This window comes from uncultured Campylobacter sp., from assembly GCF_938041645.1.
Lineage (GTDB): Bacteria > Campylobacterota > Campylobacteria > Campylobacterales > Campylobacteraceae > Campylobacter_B.
The window spans coordinates 24,808-40,773 of sequence record NZ_CALIST010000063.1 but is presented as its reverse complement, the minus strand read 5'-3'; the positions used below and the strand labels follow the sequence as shown (position 1 = coordinate 40,773).

Below are 15,966 nucleotides of genomic sequence, written 5' to 3'. Positions count from 1 at the left end.
AAAGATCGCGGCTCAGCCGCAAGTCAAGCGCTTACGCCTGTGAGCTCCAAATTTACAGCGTTTGAGCTCGCTGCTGATTTAACTTATTGTGAATTTAACTGCGACGCGAAATTTAGCTTCTACGCGGCAAATTTAACCTCTGCGCGGTATTTACTCCGCGCGGCGGAAAAATTTAACTGCAACCGCAAAGCAAATTTTGCCGCACCAGCCGCCGCAAGCCGCATTTTAACGCTTGAAAAATTAGTATTAAAAACACCCTGCTTTAAATTCGCCGTGAAAATTTAATTGCCGCTCACTCCTGTGCGCATCGGCTACGCTTCGCAAAGTCTCATTAAATTTCTCCGCAAAACCCACGGCGCACACTAATGACAGATATCCCGAGCTCACTGCATTTAAATTTTGATATTTACAACGCGGCGTAAATTTTTAAAGCTCATTAGCCTTTAAATTTATCATTCGCTCCTTAAACTGCCAAAAGCAAATAAAATTTTATTCATCAATGCCTATAAATAGCGATTGCACGTTAGAATCAAATATGCTTGATAGCGATAACGCCTTTTAATATTTCATAAATATTTAATCTTTTCGGAGCTATAATTTCGTCCGTGAATTTCATTCGCAAAATTTTATCAAAAGGACATAATAATGCGCAGTTTGCATTTATCACTCGTGGCAGTTTCGATTTTGACCGCACAACTATGGGGGGGGGGCAAGAGGCCGATTTAGGAGAGATCGTCGTAAGCGCCACTGCCTTTGAGCAAGATATCAAAGAAGCGCCGGCGTCGATCTCGGTAATACCTCAAAAAGAGATCGAAAAGAGAAATCACAAAGACGTAGCCGACATCGTAAAGGATATACCAGGCGTATATTCCGCACCTAGATTTAGCTCAATGAAGGGCAAAAGCGATATCAGAATGCGTGGTATGGATTCAAAATATACTAAAATTTTAATCGACGGTCGTCCTGTTTCCAGCGAGAGCGCATTTCCGGGTTTCGGCTCGCAAGGAAGCATCCAAAGCTTCATCCCGCCCGCAAATGCTATTGCCCGCGTGGAAGTCATCCGCGGACCGATGAGCTCTCTATACGGTACCGACGCTATGGGCGGCGTGATAAACATCATCACCAAGGGCTTTTCAAACGAGCCTATCGCCAATATAAACGGTTACTACGATATCGCGCAGCACAAAGACATAGGCAATGGCTACTCTACTGGATTTTATGCAAGCGGCGCGATAGTGCCAGACGCACTCGGAATTTCGCTTTACGGGCGATATTTTCATAAATTTGAAGACGTCAAAGACTACGGCAATCCAAAAGACGCGGATAAGAATTTCGGTGCGAAGCTTATGTATAAGCCTACCGAGAACGACGATCTCGCGCTTGATTACAAACACACTAAAAACTTGACCTCAAGAACTCTAGGCAAAACGGCGTATCTAGGATATAACACTCACGAAGACGACAAAGACGATCAAATTTCGCTCTCGCATAGCGGAAGATACGATAAATTTCTAACCGATACCTATCTATCGCACGAGGTTACAAAAACCTTTTCCGATCAAGCCGCAAGCGACATCAGGCTAAGATCTACGATATTTAATACTCAAGGCTCGTATCTTTTTGACTCAAATACCTTAACGCTCGGCGCGCAGTATCGCCATGAGAAGCTGGATTCATCACAAAATGAGCCGGGCTTTAGCGATGATGCGCATCTAAAAAGATGGGATGTGTATTTGGAGAGGATAATTTTTATGTCACGGACGCGCTTGCACTGACTGCGGGCTTAAGATACAACTACGACAAAGACTACGGCGGACACTTTGCGCCGCGCGGCTACATCGTTTATCATCTAAATGAAAATTTATCGTTTAAGGGAGGCGTATCGGCGGGCTATACGACGCCTAATATCGACGATAGATCCGAAGGGCTAAAAATTCCGATAAATCACGGACGCGGTATCAGACTGGGGCGAAGCAGCCTCAAGCCCGAAACTAGCGTAAATTACGAGGTCGGAACGATGTATGACAATAACGATAATCTAAGCCTTTCGGCGACCGTTTTTCACACCGACTTCAAAGACAAGATCGATAGCGTCGTAAGATGCGGCGGTTGGGGATCGGGAGCGGATTTTAATAATCCCGCTACTTGGACTTGTGTTTATCAAGGCAAGACCTATTTTGGAATTTATGAAAACGTAAATATCGGCAGAGCCTCCATAGACGGACTTGAGCTTAGCGGCGAGTGGAAAATTTTATCAAATTTAGCATTTCATGCAAACTACACCTACGCTAAATCAAAACAAAAATCAGGCGAAAATGAGGGCAAGACGCTGACCGACACCCCGCGCTATATGATAAAAACGGGACTTGATTACGACTTTAATAGCGATCTGAGCTTCTGGACGCAGGTAAATTATATAAGCAGGATAAAAAACGGCGTATATGTAAGCACCAAGGGCTACGCCGTCACCGACGTCGGGACTAACTATAAAATCACGAAAAACGCTAGCGTAAATTTTAGCGTATATAACGTATTTAACGAAAGAGTAATAGACGATAAGCCGACCAGGGCCCTCATAGCTGAGGGTCGTAAATTTCAGCTCGGCTTCAACGTAAATTTTTAATTCGAGCAAAATTTAAAGATGAAATTTAAACGATGAGGAGAGTTTTAAAGAAAAACTTTTGGTTCAACGTTCATTTAATTTTGTCTCTGCTTTGTGCACTACCGCTGCTCGTAGTCGCCTTGTCGGGCTGTTTCATCTCGTATCACGATGAAATTTTTGACGCGATTAACGAGCGGCAGTCTTTCGCCGTCCAAAGAGATGTGCCTCGCCTAAAAATTTCTGAAATTTTAAAAATTTTCGGCGAGAAGCAAAGTAGCTTCACGCCGGAGTTAATCGGCATAAAAGACGGCGGCGCAAGCATCGAAGTCGCGGGCAAAGACGGCAAAGGACGAGCAAGAGCGTATTTTTTGAGCCCTTATGACGGACAAATCGTCGGCGAGAACTATGAAGAGAGGATAATGAACGTTGTGCTAAGCCTACATACAAATCTAGGCTTTGAGCTTGCCTTCGGCGAGGGGGCTCGCGAGATCGGCAGGCAAATCGTGGCACTTAGCACGCTAGGGCTCATTTTGCTTTTGCTAAGCGGGATTTTGATCTATTATCCGTTTTTTAGACGCAAGCTTACAAAGGCGCTAAAGATAAATTTCAAAGTTCGCGGCTACGCGCTGCTTTATCAGATCCACGGATGCACGGGCATCTATGCGGCTGTAATACTTTTTGCTATAAGCGCGAGCGGGCTATATTTTTCTTATGACTGGTTAGCAAGACTAACGAATAAAATTTTGGGCGAGGACCAAATTTACAAAGCTGAAAAATTTGAACCTAGACAAAAGTTGGGGTTTAAGGATGCAGGCAAACTACGGGAGATCGACGCGATGTTTAAAATTTTTACCCAAAAACACGGCGAAAATTTTAAATTTTTTAACATAATGCTTAATCCAAAAGACGGAGTATATAGCGAGATATACGGGATTGCGAGCGACGAGAGCGATGAATTTAATAGGATCGCGATCAATGCTACGAGCGGCGAAATTTTAAGGGATGTTAAATTTGCCGATATGAAAGCGCAAATGCCGCGTTTTATGACGATACGCATGGCGGTTTTAGATATTCATTCAGGCGAAATTTTCGGGCAGATCGGCAAGCTTATATTTTGCCTATCTTCGCTTTCATTTTTGTTTTTAGCCGCGAGCGGTTTTTGGATGAGCTTAAAAAGGCTTATAAGATAGATTACGCAAAACACGCAGTACTCAGTACTCTACATAAAGGCTTTGCAAAAGAGGCTACGCTCATAGCCTATAAACAGGTGCTTTGTACCGCAGAATTTCAAATTTATAGCATTTAAAATTGGGTTATAATGCAGAATTTGACTGCGAGGAAGCGGAATTTGCTTCAGCAAGGCTACTACCATCTGCAATTTCAATTGATTTCTTAATTTCTACAAAACTACACTTCAATTTACCGCGCAGGTTTGCAGCTGTTTTTTTAAATTCCGCGATTTAGAAACCTGCAAGACGTCGAAAACTATTTATGATGATTTAGATCATGCGAACCGCCACATACGCTAGCCAGTTGTGCTTTAAAATTTTACTGCAGTTTAGTTTGCAATGCAAAGCCCTTGAGCCACTAAAAGCTCTTTATGATCTCCATTAAATGCTTGACAAGAGCCGTAATTGCGGCATTTTCATAGCTATCGTCTGTATTTTGCAACGCTATGGTTTTCATATTGCCGAAAAATCCTGGATCGTAATGCTCAATGTCATTTTGCACGTAGCTTCTTAAAATTTGGCCGTTTCTTACTAGTTTAACCTCATAAATAAACTCTATGCCACCGATTCTATCGCTAGGAAACGGAGTAGCTTCGCCCGTAAAGCCCCTGTGGTGCTTTATTGTAATTTTAAGCTCATCGGTAGAGTTTTGATCCAGCAGATTCGCCTCTTTTAGCGCCGCTAAAAGCTGCTCGTTGTACTTTTTCTCGACCGCCTCCGGCGATTGATAGACAAATTTTTTCGGATTATGGTTTTGGAAGTGTTGGTAGGTAATGCCCTTGAATTTATACGCGCTTGCGATCGGCACTTTCGGTTGAGACTGCCCGCAACCAACAAAGAATAGCGCCGCAAGAAGCAAAGCAAAAATTTTTTTCATTTTTTCTCCTTTAAAATTTTGTGCGATTATACAAAAACGGGGTTTAGCCCGGGCTAAATTTCAAATCCTTTAAATTTGCAACCCATTTAAATTTTAAAACCTCTTCAAATTTGAAATTTAATCCGAATTTGATCTGAAATTTTATAAAATTTAACCGTTTTAAACGGGCTTTGAAAGCGCAAAAGAGTTTCGCAAGCCCAAAAGAAAGGAGGCTTTATGCCTACTTTTAGCACCAAAGACTACAAAGCCGCCCTTCGCAGCCGCGGCGCACGAACCGCGAGTGCAGGTGGATTTAGCGTCAAAAACGACAACTCCTTCATCGTGATCTTCGTCATTGCGATGATGGTCTTTGTATTTTTTTACGGCGTGTCGGCCGGCCTTGATTTAGATGAAATTTTTTTAGGAAACGGACGCGGTCGCGGCGGAGGCGGGATTTTGGGGCTTTTGATCGCGGGCGTAGCTTGGTATCAGGGGCGCGACGGCGGCGGGCTGTTTAAATTTAGCGACCACGCGATCACCTTCGTTTCAAACGAGCGCAAGAGCGAAATTTTGCTCTTTAACATCGACTACGTTAGGCTCACTCCAGGCTTTTTGCGCACCTGCACCGGCTACACGGCGCTTAGCCACTCCCGCTACGTAAAACACGAGCAGTTCTTCACATTTGGGATCGGATCGATGATCGTGCTATGGCTAGTGGGTATCACCATGAGTGAGCGCGTGGGAATGGCATTCGTGATCATGGTCGCGGGCGTCGTGATCTTTTTCTTCGCCAAGGCACTCTCGTCGTGGCGGCTAAACGGCGACTTTCACGACATCTTGCTGCGCGACACCGTGCTGATCCGTGGCAAGGATCTAAACGACCGCGTGCTGTGGTTTGCGATCACGCCCGGCCGCAACGACCGCCGCAGGCTGCGCGCCTACTTCAAAGAGCATCTTGATTTCGATATCGACGGCGGCTGATTTTGGTTTAAAATTTAAAGGCTTGGGCGCGGATAGAGTAGAGGAATTTTAAGACAAAATTTTACGTGGCAGAATTCCGCGATCTAAATTTTACCGAGCAAAATTCCAAGCTGCAAAATTCTACGATATAAATTTGCAGGGCAAAATTTGGCGGCGTAAATTTCAAAGCCGCGAATGCACGGCGCGATATTTGCGGCTCTATACGGCGAACTTTACCTCGCTTAGCCTCCCCAAATTATCAAACGAAAAGACTGCGTCATTTTTAAAATTTGCTACGATCTTACCCGCCGCTTCGCTAAATTTCGTACCGTTTCTAAGTAAAAGCGCCTTAATAAAAACGGCGTGATTTAACTGAAATACGCCTATATAATCGCGCGCCAAAGAGATAGCTCGTTTGCATCCATGCTGAGCTTGATCGTGCCATCGGAGCTCACGCACTCGCCCGCCGCAAACGCTACAAACACAGCTCCGCCGGCGTGCGGACAGCGGTAGTAGATTACGGGCTCCTGCGATAATCCGCACGCGATCGTGCTTAGAGCGTGGCCGTTTATCTCCGCGCTTAGTGCGAGCTTAGACGCGCTAAGCTGCGCTAGCCCATGCCGCAAGCTGAAGTCGTGCACATCTCGCGCGAGAGTAAGCAGCCGCTCATCAAGGCGGTTTATGTTTTCGTATCCCAATAGCCACGTGCGGCCGGCGTTTGCTTCGCTGTCGATATACCAGATAGCGCGCGGCGCATCATCGCCGAAACTGATCTCGCCGCGCTTTAGATCCACAGACCAGCGCCTGCCCTTTACGATCAGCTTTGAGGCCGCCTCTTGCACCCTTGCGCCGCAACCTAAACACGCCGAAAACAGATCAATAAAGCTGCTCTTATCGACGCCTAAGCGGTCTAAAAATTTCATTTTTCTCCTTTTGCCGCGCCGATAAATTTAGCGCTTTTGCGGGATTTATCGGCGCGCCCTCTTATACGCCGCGCTTGGCTATGGAATTTATCAAAATAAATTCTAGCTATCGCTTGCGCTATAACGATTTCACGCGACGCGACAAAGGGGCAAAATTTAATCAAATTTTACAAAACCGTGGCGGATAAAATTTCCATAGCGGGCGCCGCTGGGATAAAATTTTGCAGCCGGGCCGCGGACGCGACTGCAATGGTCGGCGGGCGGCTAAATTTAAACTGCCCGAGCGATCGTTAAATTTGAAAGGCGAAATTTTAGCCTAATTTAAAGCGAAATTCTACGACCGAGCAGCGAGCACTAGAGCTTAAAGCGGCGCAAAATGGGTGCGCAGCAGCGAATGTATCAGCTTGGGCACGAGCGATAGAACTTAAACGCCGCGCAGTCATAAAATTTAAATCGTCTCTTAAGATCGTTAAATTTAAAGGCAAAATTTCATACCAAACGACGAGCCGCTAAATTTAAACCGCCCGCGCGATCGTCAAAATTTAAAATCAAATTTTACGGCCGCGCGGCAAAAGATGAAATTTATATCACCCGCGCGCTAAATTTAATCGATCTTTAGCACGCTTAAAAACGCCTCACTCGGCAGATTTACCTTACCGATTGCTTTCATGCGCTTCTTGCCCTCTTTTTGCTTCTCGAGCAGCTTGCGCTTGCGCGTGATGTCGCCGCCGTAGCACTTGGCGGTCACGTTTTTGCCCATGGCGCGGACGTTTTCGCGCGCGATGATCTTGTTGCCGATGCTTGCTTGAATCGCGACCTCAAAAAGCTGCCGCGGCACGATCTCCTTCATCGCTTTGACGAGATCGCGCCCCTTAGATTCGGCCTTTGAGGCGGGCACGATGATCGAGAGCGCATCGACCGCTTCGCCCGCGACGCGGATGTCGAGCTTTACGAGATCGCCACGCCTGTAATCGATCGGTTCGTAATCAAAGCTCGCATATCCCTTGGTGCATGACTTGAGCTTGTCGTAAAAGTCCATTATGATCTCGTTTGTCGGCACGTCGTATTCAAGCAGGACGCGCTCAGGCGTGATGTAATCCATCTTGGTTTGGATGCCGCGGCGCAAATTTAAAAGGCTGATGAGATTGCCCAAAAACTCGCTCGGGGTGATGATGGTCGCCCTGACGTAGGGCTCCTCGATGCGCTCGATGAAATTTGGCGCAGGAAGCTCGCTGGGGCTGTGTATCCGCACGCACGAGCCGTCCGTGAGATACACGGCGTATGTGACGGTCGGCGCCGTGGCGATGAGATCGAGATCAAACTCGCGCTCGAGCCGCTCCTTCACGACCTCCATATGCAGTAGCCCCAAAAACCCGACGCGAAAGCCAAATCCTAGCGCGAGCGACGTCTCGGGCTCGTAGCTAAGCGAGCTATCGTTTAAGCTGAGCTTGTCCAAAGCGTCGCGCAGATCTTCAAATTTATCGGTCTGCACGGGATAGATGCCCGCAAACACGAAGGGCTTGGCCTTCTCAAATCCGCCCACCGGCTCGGCGGCGCGTTTTTTAAAAAGCGTGATCGTATCGCCCACCTGCACGTCGGCGACGTTTTTTAGCCCCATCACGACGATGCCCACTTCGCCGCTGCTAAGCTCGCGGGTTTTGGCAGGCGCGAGCGGGTTGGGATACATCAGATCAAGCACCTCGTGGCGGTTCTCGCTACCCATGATATAGACCTCGTCGCCCTTTTTCAGCACGCCGTCGTAGAGCCTAACAAGCGCGAGCGCGCCTAGGTAGTTATCGAACCAGCTGTCGTAGATAAGCGCCTTAAGCGGCGCAGCGTCGTCCGTTTTGGGCGCGGGGATGCGAGTGATTATCGCCTCTAAAAGCTCCTTGATACCCGCACCCGTTTTGGCGCTGACCTCGATCGCGCTGCTGCAATCAAGCCCGATGACGTGCTCGATCTCCTCTTTTACGCGCTGCGGATCGGCGGCGGGCAGATCGATTTTGTTAAGTACGGGGATGATTTCAAGATTGTGCTGCAGCGCGATATAGACGTTTGCGATGGTCTGCGCCTGCACGCCCTGGCTCGCATCCACGACGAGGATCGCCCCCTCGCAGCTAGCCAGCGAGCGCGAGACCTCATAGCTAAAATCTACGTGGCCCGGAGTGTCGATTAAATTTAAAACGTATTTCTCTCCGCCAAGCTCATACTCGAGCCGCACGGACTGCGCCTTGATCGTGATGCCGCGCTCCTTTTCGATATCCATCGTATCCATGATCTGGCTGCTCATCTGGCGCGCCTCAACGGCGTTACACTCGCTAATCAGGCGGTCTGCGAGCGTGGATTTGCCGTGGTCGATATGCGCGATGATGCTGAAATTTCTGATATTTTTTGTTTTCAAGTGGCTTTCCTGACGAAATTTTAAGCCGCATTGTGCCGAAATTTCATTTAAAAATGGGTAAATGAGGAGGCGATATTTACGAACTAAAAATTTATACAACGAAGTAAAATTCGTAAGCCGCCACGGGCGATAGAATTTTAAAAAATTATTAAGTGGCATGCTTTGCCACAACGGAGTTTGACGGCAAGAATTAGACGCTATTTACGAACGGAAATTCTGCGGCTATATTGAAATGTAAAATTTCACGTAACAAAAAATTGTAATAAGCCTTGCGTGATTACGCTACGCGAAACTTACAATGCTGATGGTTGAGAATTTTAATAAACGGGAGGATGATCGTCATATAAAATTTTACTTTGAAATTCTACCGCTTGGGATTAGCGCGCAATTCTATGCCGTTACGGCGCACAAATCTCAATGAATAAATTTTACCGCCAAGTTTTATAGCAAAATTTCGCAATTTAAAATTTCAAAGAAATTCTATCTCATGGAATTTACAGACAAAAATTTGCAAAGCAAAATTCCAAAATATTTGTCGCCAAGAAAACCAAAATTCCACCCATAAAAAAAGGCTAGCCAGAAGGCTAGCCTTTATGTTACGAGCTTAACGCTGATACTACCAATCGGTCTTTTGATTGTAGATATCGCGAACATCGCCAGAATCTAGAATTCTAGTCGAAGTATCGCTAGTACTATTGTCTGACGAGCTACCACCAGCGAACGATCCTACATCATCCGCTATGCCCGATTTAACCTGACCTTCACCGCCCCAGACCGTAGGTTTAGACTGCTTTATATGTACACGAAGAGGATTATAATACTGTCGTACGCCTGGATACTTTTTAGAGTAGGCTCCTCCATCATTTGCAGTAAACATAGTCTTATCATTTAAGGCTGGAGTATGAATAAGCCATGGATTAGTAATGATACGTATTGTAGCATGACCTGCTGCAGTGCCACTGATGGTTATATTCTCTCGGCCATTTTTTACCACATTGGCCCTGCTGATATCCACATTTACGTCGCCAACCTTAGTAAGACTATCGTAGTCGCTCACAAACTCCTCGTCTATGTTATTTAAAGTAGCTTTCGTATTTACTACAAACTTCGTAAAGTCAGTTAAGCTATGATCTTGAGCCGCTAGCACGGTAAATATATTCGAGGCTTTAACCTTGCCCGAGACATTCGCAACCGGAACCTCGTAGGCCAAACTATCGCTAGGCGCAGGCATATTCGAGCACTTATCGGTTCTACCACAATAGATTTGCGTGTAAATAGGAACAGATATTGGAGTCCCAGTAGTAGCTTGCTGCACTATAGCCCCCAAACTTTTATCGTACGATGTACCATAGACAAATAGGGCGTAAGTGCCTACATTATCGCTAAAATCTGTAACGGTCTTGCCGGTTGCGTAAGTTTTGCTATTAGAATTAGCGGCGGCTATATAAGCAGCCTTACTTGCAGCTCTGGTCTCGCTAACCTTTCTAGTAATAAAGACATCGAAATCTTCCTTAGACAGCTTTATATCGGTTTTATTGTAGTCCTCAGAGTCGGTATCAGAGATAGCTTTGTATGAGCTATCGAATTTCGATGGCCAAAACTTTCCAAAGGTCTTAAGAGCGGTTCCGTCTTGAATATCAAAGTCACTAGCATAGATAAGCACCGGGGTGCTAGGGGTTTTATGCATCCTAGCGAAGTTAAAATACACGGTCGAGTCGGGAGTTTGTCCTTCTCTAAATCCTTGCGCTAAAATTCTGAATTCATTTGACTTCGAGTCATAATTAATTCCTGTACCGCCTTGCGGTCTATTGATAAGCCCGCCTCTTAATGAAGCATCAGAGTAGTAATTAAGAGCTATTTTAAGCGGTATAGGTAAGCCATAACCAGCATCACCGCTAGAAGCGGCTTCCTCCCAGTCTGGCATCTCATCAGTTTTAGAAGAACCCTTACTGCTTCTTACGTTATATTTATAGCATCTGCTATCATATCCAGTAGAGCCTAAGCATACGTCAGAATCTTTAGCAAAATACTGCGTATCGCTAGGGATCTCGTATTTAACGGCAGGTTTATCAGGATATGGCACGTAATTTGTAGCTCCACCGGTCTTATTAGCGGTAGCTGTGGAGCAACGCCCATCGGTACTATTGTTAGCGCAATCAAATCCGAAATTTAGCGCAAAATCAAGATCGCTCGAAAATCCGCACACGGCTTGAAGTTTCTCCTTACCTTTGTCGCCAATTTCCATTTTATATCCGTCATAAAGCGTAGCGATGACATCCTTATAAACTTTGTCAGATAGATACGCTACTGCATTGACCTTAAGCTTAGCTAGCTGACTTATCTGATGCGTCACCGCTAAATTCTGGCTAGAATTTTCGTCAGCATATACTACGACATCGTTTTCGATGTCCGGAGCGTTGAAATATGTATACGCAGATATTCCACCAGAGATATTATTATCGCCTACGCCGGTTGTCACACCGTTATCAAGGCTTGTGAGAGATACTCTGATACGATCCGGTCGGTAGCGCAATACAATATTATCATTTATCGCTTTATCTTTGTTGGCAGCAATTCTCATGCCTACGTCGCAGCCTACCATACCCTTAGCATTAGGAGTATTGCTAGATGAATTGATGATACATTTAGCGCTCTTCCACTTCTTAGAGTATGTCTGATCGGAATAAGCATCCGTCCACGAATTATCATAGATGTTTACGAGTACATCGCCGACATTATAGTAATTAAAAATTTTATCGGCATCTTTACCTATGGTTTCAGTATAGATGACGGCATAGCTTTTATCTTTATCTACCGGATTTTTTCTAGACTGAGTCATAAGATATGCACCTTGAACATGACCTTTGCTATCAAATTTCGCAACGCCTCCTGCTTCTACGATATTTCTAGCGTTAAAATTCGCCCATAGACTTACGGCGTTTTTATCCCATACTCTTCTAAATGCTGCGTCAAATTTCGAGCTTGTGCCATTTAATACGCACGAGACATCATCGCTCTTGCCAAAAGAGCCTTTTTTGATGGCTTCCGGATCAATCTCATATTTGCCTGTTTCGGCATTGTATTTAGCACCGGAATATTCCACTGCAGTACCGCCATAACAACTATCTTCTTTAACGCCACGTTTTAATGTAGTGGAAGCATTCTTTCTATCTACATAATAGGATTGAGTAGAGACATTAGCCGCGCATTCATTAGATATAAACGGACGCAAGTAGGTTTGAATACCGCGAATCTTGGTTGATATATCTTGAGTATCATCAGAATCCGCGCCATAGCTTTTACGCAGATGATAACGTTGATTGCCAAGATCGCCACCGATTTCTGCTGTGTAGTTAGGTACGCCGTTGTCATTATAGCTTCTGGCCGATATTACGTGAGCCAAGATATCTGCGTTTTGCGTATAATCGCCGCCTACGCGCAGATTATTAGGATTAAGTACGCTGGTGCCATCACCTTTTTTGGTTATATCACCACTCGCAGTGGTATCTACGATCTTACTATACTTGCCCGAATCCTTCAGCGCTTTTGTATCTACATTAAAATATGCAGGGCGAAGCACAAAGTTGTCGCTACCGCATATATGGAACGAGCCGTCTTTTGACATTTGAATTCCGAACTCATCTTTAGCAGCCTTTATATTATCTTCAAGCTTCTTCAGCTCCGGTTGTATTTTATTCTCCCAAATGTCCTTCTTTTGCTCCGCAGTTAGTTTTGTGTTGCACCAGCTAAAATTCTCACCTGTCTCGCAATATCCATATCGCTTTTTAAGCTCCCATTTCTTGAGCTCCGAATAATAAGCCTTAGGATCGCTGTTATTTAAATCTTTGTTTTTTATATACTGATCTAAATCGGATCCTGAGGCAACTTGATTATCCGGACGATAGCTAAGCATAAATGTAAGACCCTGATACGCATCTCCTATCTCTATATCGTTTAGCTCTAAAATACTTTTTCCTTTAAAATCCACTTCCTTATCGATAGTGTAATCGGTTTTGTCCTTCATCTTAAACGGAATTTTTAAGGAATCGGTTACGGATCGGCATGAGTAAACTGCGCTATTCCCCTTATCGCTATCGGCAACTTTATCCGAGGTAGTAGCGGCATTTCTCGCCCTGACAACGGATAAATACAATTTACCGCTCAAGTCGAATTTCTCAAGCTTTCTAGCCTCACTACCGATATATACGAGCTTGCCGGTATTCGGATCTTTTTTGAAGTAAGGAGAATTTGCGGCTGCGTCGATGTATTCCTCGCATTTACCGGTATCATCCTTATACTTCTTACAAAATTGGCTCTCATAATCCGGTCTAAAGATGAGTTTCGCATCGAAAGGCTTATCGGAGATTTGAGTATATAGCCTATCGTCGTCGTCATTTTTACTAAAATTCTTATTGACTACCTGTAAACCGCTTAAAGGTAGGATATTAACGCTTTTAGAAACCTTTGTCGCGTCGCATAATTCAAGCTCGGAAGCGCTATCCATCTCTATGAAGACTCGCTGACCGCCGCCTATATCTAAGCTCATCTTATAACTTAGTGTCACGGCAGGAGCCTGCAATATGGTTGCACCCGTATTTACGGTAGCATTAAACTCGCCGTATGCCGCTTTACCCGGTTGCATTAAACCGCCTACGGGTACAGGGCTGCCGCCTGGTGTTGAAGAGGGGGTTAAGTCTCCCGCGCCTTGACCTATATAAAATTTCAATATATTACCGTCAAGCGCAGTAAACTGCCTATCTTTATAAATAGCCTTCGTAACGTTTGGAGTGCCACCTTTTATGACGTCTTTCATAGTCTCGTATGCACCCTTTTGACCATCGCGTAAATAGACTAGTTCATCGGCTGCCGCCGCAGGTATGGTATTTGTAGTGGTAGTGATAGGATCATTTACGACTAGCTCGTTATTTATAGTAGCGCTATCTTTGGTATAGGTAGCGCCGGCTTGACCAAAGTCGATCGATACTACCGCACCTGCTGCATCTTCGCTATCGCCGCCATTCAATCTATTTTCAAATTTCATTCTATAATAGATATTTTCACCCGCAACTACCGGGTTTTTGATCTGCTCAGGAGGTTCATGTAGTTTTTTTACATCCTCTTCGCTTCTTCGGTTACCATCATTATCAAAGAATTTAACCCAGTTAGCGGCGTTATATACCTCATACTGATAGCACATTTGAGGGACATACAAATCGGCGGAAATAGCAATCATACTTATGAAGTTTTGATCGGCTTGACCTCCGTTGAGATCTTCATACGCCGCACCCAAAGAGATGTTTAGACTAGATTGCGCATTCTTCATCTTTGAACCGATATCGAATTCGTCCAGATCAAATCCACCTAAATAACCGGTGCCGTATGGATAGCTATACTTATAGGTGCCGTTATCATTTATAAGTAAAGCGACAGAGCCGTCGTATATATTAGCGCGATCGTTAGCTAACCGTTGATTAACCCCACTGGATCCGTATAGCGAATCCATTTGTGCAGTTCCTTTGTGTTGAACTTTAAAATACTCGTCGGAGGTCATTTGTCTCTCGCCACCAAACCCTAAAAACCCTAGCTTTGCATTTACGGACCCACTTCTAGGTGTATAAAATCCACTGATGGTAGCGTTAATGTTTATAGGCGTATATCCTCCATCCTTCCAAGGGGTGACGACAAAATAATCGCCGTAAATAGTTACGTTTTTTGGTTTAAAATATTTATTTTTATATTCTACGGCCTCTTTATAAGTCATTTTTTGACCCGTTACGCTATCGTTAGATTGTAAATTATTTAGCAAATCCCTTCTGGAGTTGGCGGTTTTATCATATACTACGATTATTCCCCATCCGCCGTACGGCCCAATACGAACGCTGTTGAACTCTAAATTGGTAAAATCTGCACCGCTTTGATCCTCACCATCACTCGTTCTTACGTTTCCTACAGTAAATTCAATGCTGTCGGAATAATCTTTAAAATATTCCTTGACTAGATCGGTAATATCTTTAGTGCAGCCATATTTTAAACGCAAACGTAAGGGCTTGCGAGATTTTGCCAAAAAGTTCCAAGCAGCCGTTCCTTCGCATCTATCTCTCTGAACATCTTTTATTATGCTAGCTTTACCTTTCGAGCTTTTCATTTTAAATTTCACCCATGTATACCACTTAGCAAAACCGGTATCTTTTTTTCCGTCTAGGCTGTCGTATTCTGCTTTGCTGTTAAAATCAGTCGTGCTGAATATATTTCCCTGCCAATAAAGTCTCGCATAGACTATATCGTTTTTAGTCACGCCCTTAGGAAGCCTCAAAACAGCTTTTGAACTATTCAAATAAAACTGTCCGTCGCCGTCATCTTTAATGTATGTACCTTTTGCTCCCCACATGTAACCATAGCCTAAAGCAGAAGGCCAGCTTAAACTAATCACCGGCTTTCCGGTCACGGCGTAGTCTCCAAAGACGTATGTGCCCGCACCGCCGAATCTAACTATCGGCTTTTGGTTTAATTCGTCAGACCGATTTTTTATAGTGGTGAAATTATACAAACCCTGATCTTCGTGCCAAGTCCAACCACCTCTCCTTCCGTCCAGCACGCCATCGTCACGATACTCGTTGCTTATTGGGGTAGCAGGATTTATCTTCACGTTCGACCTGCTATCATCTGCGAATACTCCCGTCGCGAAACAAAACAACAGCGCCAAAATGGGCGCAAAGCTAAAACTCTTAACTTTCATGATACTACCCTCCGGTCAATAACATAATTTTTGACTATTATTTTACATTTTTTTTGCTTAAATTTTATATGGATATGGAACAAATATAAATAAATTTTAAAGATTTCCTAAAAGAAAGATTTTATAAAATGCGATTTTGTTTATCTTGGGCTACATTAAAAATAATATAATAACAAATAAGCAACAACTCTCAAACAATTAAAGTAAAGGCGCGAGAATTCCGCGCCTTAAAAATTCTAAAATTCTAAAATTCTAAAAT

9 protein-coding genes are annotated in these 15,966 nt (G+C 44.5%); 4 read left to right on the top strand and 5 right to left on the bottom strand.

Annotation, left to right across the window (positions count from 1 at the left end):
• The first annotated feature begins 698 nt into the window (after window positions 1–698).
• The 3 genes from Q0600_RS09295 to Q0600_RS09285 are packed head-to-tail and all read left to right on the top strand — an operon-like array spanning window position 699 to window position 3,792.
• On the top strand, window positions 699–1,775 hold the full coding sequence (locus tag Q0600_RS09295; protein ID WP_298759558.1) for a TonB-dependent receptor plug domain-containing protein: 1,077 nt from the start codon (window positions 699–701) through the stop codon (window positions 1,773–1,775).
• The gene (locus Q0600_RS09290; RefSeq protein WP_298759552.1) at window positions 1,721–2,623 is read left to right on the top strand and encodes a TonB-dependent receptor; all 903 of its coding nucleotides are present in this window, start codon (window positions 1,721–1,723) and stop codon (window positions 2,621–2,623) included. Before Q0600_RS09295 ends, Q0600_RS09290 begins: the two co-directional genes overlap by 55 nt.
• Window positions 2,624–2,655: 32 nt before the next feature.
• Window positions 2,656–3,792: a PepSY-associated TM helix domain-containing protein gene (locus tag Q0600_RS09285; RefSeq protein WP_298759549.1), complete on the top strand. Its 1,137-nt coding sequence runs from the start codon at window positions 2,656–2,658 to the stop codon at window positions 3,790–3,792.
• A gap of 397 nt (window positions 3,793–4,189) precedes the next feature.
• Here Q0600_RS09285 and Q0600_RS09280 read toward each other — a convergent pair whose 3' ends face one another.
• Window positions 4,190–4,708, bottom strand: a complete 519-nt coding sequence (locus tag Q0600_RS09280; RefSeq protein WP_298759546.1) for a hypothetical protein — start codon at window positions 4,706–4,708, stop codon at window positions 4,190–4,192.
• 216 nt (window positions 4,709–4,924) lie between these two features.
• Here Q0600_RS09280 and Q0600_RS09275 point away from each other — a divergent pair, with 216 nt between their 5' ends.
• A complete protein-coding gene (locus Q0600_RS09275; protein WP_298759544.1) occupies window positions 4,925–5,668 on the top strand; it encodes a hypothetical protein in 744 nt (247 codons plus the stop codon).
• A 198-nt stretch (window positions 5,669–5,866) separates the two neighbouring features.
• Here the strand turns inward: Q0600_RS09275 and Q0600_RS09270 are convergent, their stop codons facing one another.
• The 4 genes from Q0600_RS09270 to Q0600_RS09255 form a co-directional block, all read right to left on the bottom strand.
• A complete protein-coding gene (locus Q0600_RS09270; RefSeq protein ID WP_298759541.1) occupies window positions 5,867–6,049 on the bottom strand; it encodes a hypothetical protein in 183 nt (60 codons plus the stop codon).
• A complete protein-coding gene (locus tag Q0600_RS09265) occupies window positions 6,031–6,570 on the bottom strand; it encodes a DUF6882 domain-containing protein (RefSeq protein ID WP_298759538.1) in 540 nt (179 codons plus the stop codon). The genes Q0600_RS09270 and Q0600_RS09265 overlap by 19 nt, the downstream gene beginning before the upstream one ends.
• A 604-nt stretch (window positions 6,571–7,174) precedes the next feature.
• Window positions 7,175–8,971, bottom strand: coding sequence for a translation elongation factor 4 (lepA, locus tag Q0600_RS09260; protein ID WP_298759535.1), 1,797 nt, complete (start codon window positions 8,969–8,971; stop codon window positions 7,175–7,177).
• A gap of 616 nt (window positions 8,972–9,587) precedes the next feature.
• Window positions 9,588–15,707: a hypothetical protein gene (locus tag Q0600_RS09255; RefSeq protein WP_298759532.1), complete on the bottom strand. Its 6,120-nt coding sequence runs from the start codon at window positions 15,705–15,707 to the stop codon at window positions 9,588–9,590.
• Window positions 15,708–15,966 lie beyond the last annotated feature (259 nt).